General features: G+C 45.9%; 1 protein-coding gene and 2 pseudogenes. All 3 read right to left on the bottom strand.

Annotated features, from left to right (window positions below):
• Window positions 1–129: pseudogene (locus BRO54_RS19670) on the bottom strand (IS481 family transposase); the annotation flags it as partial.
• Between the two features lie 142 nt (window positions 130–271).
• The gene (locus BRO54_RS20730; RefSeq protein ID WP_074044841.1) at window positions 272–835 is read right to left on the bottom strand and encodes a DUF6431 domain-containing protein; all 564 of its coding nucleotides are present in this window, start codon (window positions 833–835) and stop codon (window positions 272–274) included.
• Between the two features lie 103 nt (window positions 836–938).
• Window positions 939–1,889: pseudogene (tnpC, locus tag BRO54_RS18665) on the bottom strand (IS66 family transposase); the annotation flags it as partial.
• Window positions 1,890–2,037 lie beyond the last annotated feature (148 nt).

Below are 2,037 nucleotides of genomic sequence, written 5' to 3'. Positions count from 1 at the left end.
ATGGGGAACTTGATGAATCCGTTCCGCTACTTCCTTCAAGTACGTTTTTGGATCGACTTGTCCATTCACCAATGGAGCGATCAATCCATACCGAAATAAAGCGATCTCCTGTCTCATCGACTCATTCATTTCGATCTCCTCCTTCGTTCATCCCATTCTAGGACCTTATCGGTCCATCCTGTCTCTATCCTATCGGATCATTCCCCCGACCGTCGAGAGGAAAGGTTTGTGGAATCTATAAATGATTCCATATAAGGGGATATAAGTAAAATCAGGAACTGAATGTACGTGCAAAAAGATGCGTCGATCGGTGCTCCCATATCTCTTGGATGACGAAAAAGAGGCCGATCTCCTCCATCGTCTGGATCCACCATAGGGCTCGTTCTCTCGCTTGGGTGATGGCAGGACCAATTTTTCTCCAGCGCTCCGCAAAAAACCAATGAAGGTGGTTCAAATTTCGGAATAAACGTCGGACATAAAATAAAACCCCTTCATCCGTAGGAAGGAGTGGAGCCTCCTCCATCCCCCGTTTCGGAGTCAGGCCCAACCGTTCTTTCACCACTCTCCATATGGTGGGCAACGTATACTGAAAATAAGGGAGAAGAAATGAAGGCAACACGGCCACCGTCCTCCTGCACTCCGGGCAGCGATACCGAGCGATCCAAATGCGATAAGACTGATGCGACGTCACGGCATTTCGTTCGTAGTACCCATGGCGATAAAGAGGGCGTTTTGCCTGGCAATGAGGGCACCGCTTAAGAAGGGGAAAGTCGTTTTGTTTTCCCCGCTGGGCATATGTCTGGACATCGACCTGAAAGTCATGAAACCGAATCACGTCCTCGTCCCCCCTCTGGAAATCACCCATGTCCCATTCCGAAATAATTCACAAAAAATTTAGCACATTCTTTCGGAAAGGGGGAGAGGGATATTCCGAAGGAATGTGCAAAAAAGAGTCTTTTTTGTGCGGAAATAAAGTGATAATTTACAGCATCGTGCATCATCGTCCCTTCATATCGGGGAAGAATCCCGATATCATCGGTCGCTTTTTTTCCACGAGAAGCGTGAGGAGCCAAGTATGTATATCTCGATGTACACGCGACATGCACCCATGCGAGTTTCCCATTGATGCGCAAACTCGTTTCATCGACATGCAGGATGTTGGATTCAAGTAAGGCGTCTTCGATGATGTCCATATTTGATTCCAACGATTCACGTCCTCGTTTCACCATATTGGCAAGAGTTCCCGTACTAATCGAGTGTTGATATAACGCTTCGATTGTATCACTTAAACGCTTGTACGGGATCAATTGGATATGATGTAAATAAACAACGAGCGCCGTGAGCCGTGGACCGTATTGCACATGATTCGTGACATGGGATGGGAATTCGGCTTGTTGCACGCATCGACAATGTGGACACGATTTCACTTCACGTTCATGTTGTGTCACCTCGATCGCCGCAGGAGGGACATCAAACACTTGACGGATATCGACTTTGAACGGTTTGACTTCACGCAAAGAAGCTCCACATCCTTGACACGTATGCACACGGTGGACGACACGATGATGTGGATGTTCCACTTGACGGAGCGTCGTTCCTTGATGTCCTTCTTGTCCGCCTGGCTTGTTGCCAGATGGTTGACGAGAAGAACGTGTGTTGGCAAAACGGTCAGAAGATGGGGGCAAATGGCTATTGGAGCTGTTTTTTTTCGTGCGTGCTTCCAGCTCTTGAACACGGTACTTCAGTTGTTCATTTTCTTTGCGTAGTTGTTTGTTTTCGTGACGCAAATGTTCATTTTCTTGAATGAGTTGATGAATGAGCTGTTTTTGTTGTTGAACTTTGCCGATTAAGCCCTCAACTGTAAATACAGCTTGTTGTACCGTCAACATGTGATTCACCTCCTTGTCTATCAGTATTCACATCATAGACAAGGAAAGAAGAAAATATTCAGCTCACTTTATGATGTGGCTGAATAGTTACTCGTATGTTAAAATAAAATAGGAATCTTTCACTAAAAGCGAAAAAATGATTAGAACC

Source organism: Geobacillus proteiniphilus (assembly GCF_001908025.1).
In the GTDB taxonomy this organism is placed as follows: domain Bacteria; phylum Bacillota; class Bacilli; order Bacillales; family Anoxybacillaceae; genus Geobacillus; species Geobacillus proteiniphilus.
The sequence above is the reverse complement of the archived record's forward strand: the minus strand, read 5'-3'. Positions and strand labels throughout refer to the sequence as shown.